Below are 2,100 nucleotides of genomic sequence, written 5' to 3'. Positions count from 1 at the left end.
TGCTGGCCGGTATGTGGGTTGGTGGCTGGCGTGCAGCGCTTCGGCGTCGATCATCGCCACACTTGTGCCAAGCATGTTGAAACATGAAAGGACGGAAGGGAACATGAAGAACCTCAGAATCGCGTTGTCCGCGGCCTGGTTGGCGGTGGCGGGTCTTGGCCTGGCCCCGGTGCTGGCACCTTCGGCAGGTCCGAGCCTCGCCGACTGTCCCCAGGGTTGGTACTGGGACGCCTATCGGCAGAACTGCCTGCCGCCCGGTCTACCGAAGGATCCCCCCAACGGATGCCTCACCGGCGACGGCACCCATCTCAGTGGGACCATCTGCGTCAATTGATCCCGGCGTGACCGAAGGGTCTGTGCGCGTAGGGCTTTCAGCCAAGCAACCACTATGGTGTGGCGCGACGCCTGGCTCAATGGGTGAGCCGCGGCAGCAGCCGGTGCGCGTTCGCGGTCGTCACCGCCTGCCAGCTGGCTGTGCCGGCGGGTCCGGGCATGTTCGTGAAGGCGGCCGTGTGAAGCTCCGCGATCGGCGCCGGTGTCCACGGGTAATCGCTGCCATACAGAAGGCGGTCGGTGTCGATCAGGTTCAACAACGCCGGAATTTGGCGGGGAAACGCGCTGCCGGCGGTGTCGTAGTACAGACGCCGCAGCAGCGTGATCGCGTCGCTCGAACCATCGTCGACGTGTCCGGCCAGCTTCATGAACCCGTTGACCCGGTCGGCGACCACCGGCAGCGCGCCGCCGCAGTGGGGAACGATCACCTGAAGCCGGGAGTGACGCTCGAAGGTGCCGGCGAACAACATGTCGGTGATCGTGCGTGCGGTGTCGAAGACGAACTCGATCATGGGGCGCGGACGGCCGAGGGCACTCTGTTGCCAGCACACCGGCGAAGTCGGGTGGATCAGGACGACGGCGCCGCGGCCGTCGAGTTCGGCGAAGATGGGCTCCAGGCGCGCGTCACCGAGGTAGAGGCCGGCAAAGTTGGTCTCGAGGATGATGCCGTCGGCGCCCAAAGAGTCCAAGGCGTAGGTGATTTCGGCCAGTCCGCCGTCGACGTCGGGTAGCGGGAGGGTTGCGAACAAGCCGAAGCGGCCGGAATGATCGCGCACGATGTCGGCGCCGTATTCGTTGAGCCGGCGCGCCAATACGCGCGCGGCGGCGTCGTCACCGAAGTGGACACCGGGCGAAGAGACGGACAGTATCGCCGTCTCGATGCCGGAGCGATCCATCAGCTGCAGGTGCGTTTCCGGCGACCAGCTGGGCCAGCTCGGCATGCCGTCGGGCAGTCGATGTCCCGCGGCGCTGGCCAGGTCGGCGTACCAGTCCGTGACGAAATGGGCGTGGACGTCGACGAAACCGGAACGGCGGGAATCACTTTTCATCTGTGATCAGTTGCGGTCGACGCCCGGGGTGAGGTAGGCCAACCCCCGCAGGATCCACGGTGCTCTCCTGGCGATGGCCTCTACGGCGCGGTCCGATCGGCGCATCCCGGTGCGCGGGCCGGGCGTGGGCATTGACGCCAGTGTGGCCTCAGCCGTTCCGGCCCGCGCGCCGCGCCGGTCGACCGCCAGCAGTTGCCACGTGCCAGGCACCCCGCGCAGTTCGACGGTGCCCCGGTCGTCGAAGCCTGTGCCCGAGCCGATGACAAGGTCACGCACGGTGCGGGAGACGAGGATTTCGCCGGCACCGGCCTGCTCAAGGATCCGCGCCGCGACGTGTACCGCAATTCCGGTGATGTCTCCGTCGAGCAGTTCGCACTCGCCCGTATGGATGGCGCTGCGGATCCGGATGCCAAGTGTGTCAGCGTCATCGCGCAACGCCTCGGCACAGCGGATCGCTTGCGTCGGGCCGTCGAACGTGGCGAGGTGGCCGTCACCGGTGCTCTTGAGCACCCTGCCGTCGAAGCGCTGCAGGATCGCACGCCAATGATCGTCGCCCGTCGCCGCGACGTGCTGTGTCGAGGCGACCATGCCCGTAAACAGCACGGTGCGCAGGGCGCGACGCGATCGCGGCGGCGCTGTATGGCTGCCGGTGAGGAACTCCTCGATCGCCGTCGTGGTCCGTTCGGGCTCGGTGAACCAGGGCGCATGGTCCACGCCC

At 67.2% G+C, this 2,100-nt stretch carries 3 protein-coding genes; 1 reads left to right on the top strand and 2 read right to left on the bottom strand.

Annotation, left to right across the window (positions count from 1 at the left end; all coding sequences use genetic code 11):
* The first annotated feature begins 103 nt into the window (after positions 1-103).
* Entirely contained in the window at positions 104-334 is a 231-nt protein-coding gene (locus A5712_RS30595; protein ID WP_156766335.1) for a hypothetical protein, read from the top strand.
* A gap of 76 nt (positions 335-410) precedes the next feature.
* Here A5712_RS30595 and A5712_RS00410 read toward each other — a convergent pair whose 3' ends face one another.
* Both A5712_RS00410 and A5712_RS31170 read right to left on the bottom strand, forming a co-directional pair.
* On the bottom strand, positions 411-1,382 hold the full coding sequence (locus A5712_RS00410; protein WP_068100061.1) for an amidohydrolase family protein: 972 nt from the start codon (positions 1,380-1,382) through the stop codon (positions 411-413).
* A 6-nt stretch (positions 1,383-1,388) separates the two neighbouring features.
* Positions 1,389-2,100 (bottom strand): adenylate/guanylate cyclase domain-containing protein (locus A5712_RS31170; RefSeq protein ID WP_197519255.1); only part of this gene is annotated, 712 nt, incomplete at its 5' end.

Source organism: Mycobacterium sp. E2327 (assembly GCF_001672675.1).
GTDB lineage: Bacteria > Actinomycetota > Actinomycetes > Mycobacteriales > Mycobacteriaceae > Mycobacterium.
This window is presented reverse-complemented; position numbering and strand designations above follow the sequence as displayed.

Coding starts and splice junctions, on each gene's coding strand:
- A5712_RS30595 (WP_156766335.1), top strand. CDS start 104: ATGAAGAACCTCAGAATCGCGTTGTCCGCGGCCTGGTTGGCGGTGGCG.
- A5712_RS00410 (WP_068100061.1), bottom strand. CDS start 1,382: ATGAAAAGTGATTCCCGCCGTTCCGGTTTCGTCGACGTCCACGCCCAT.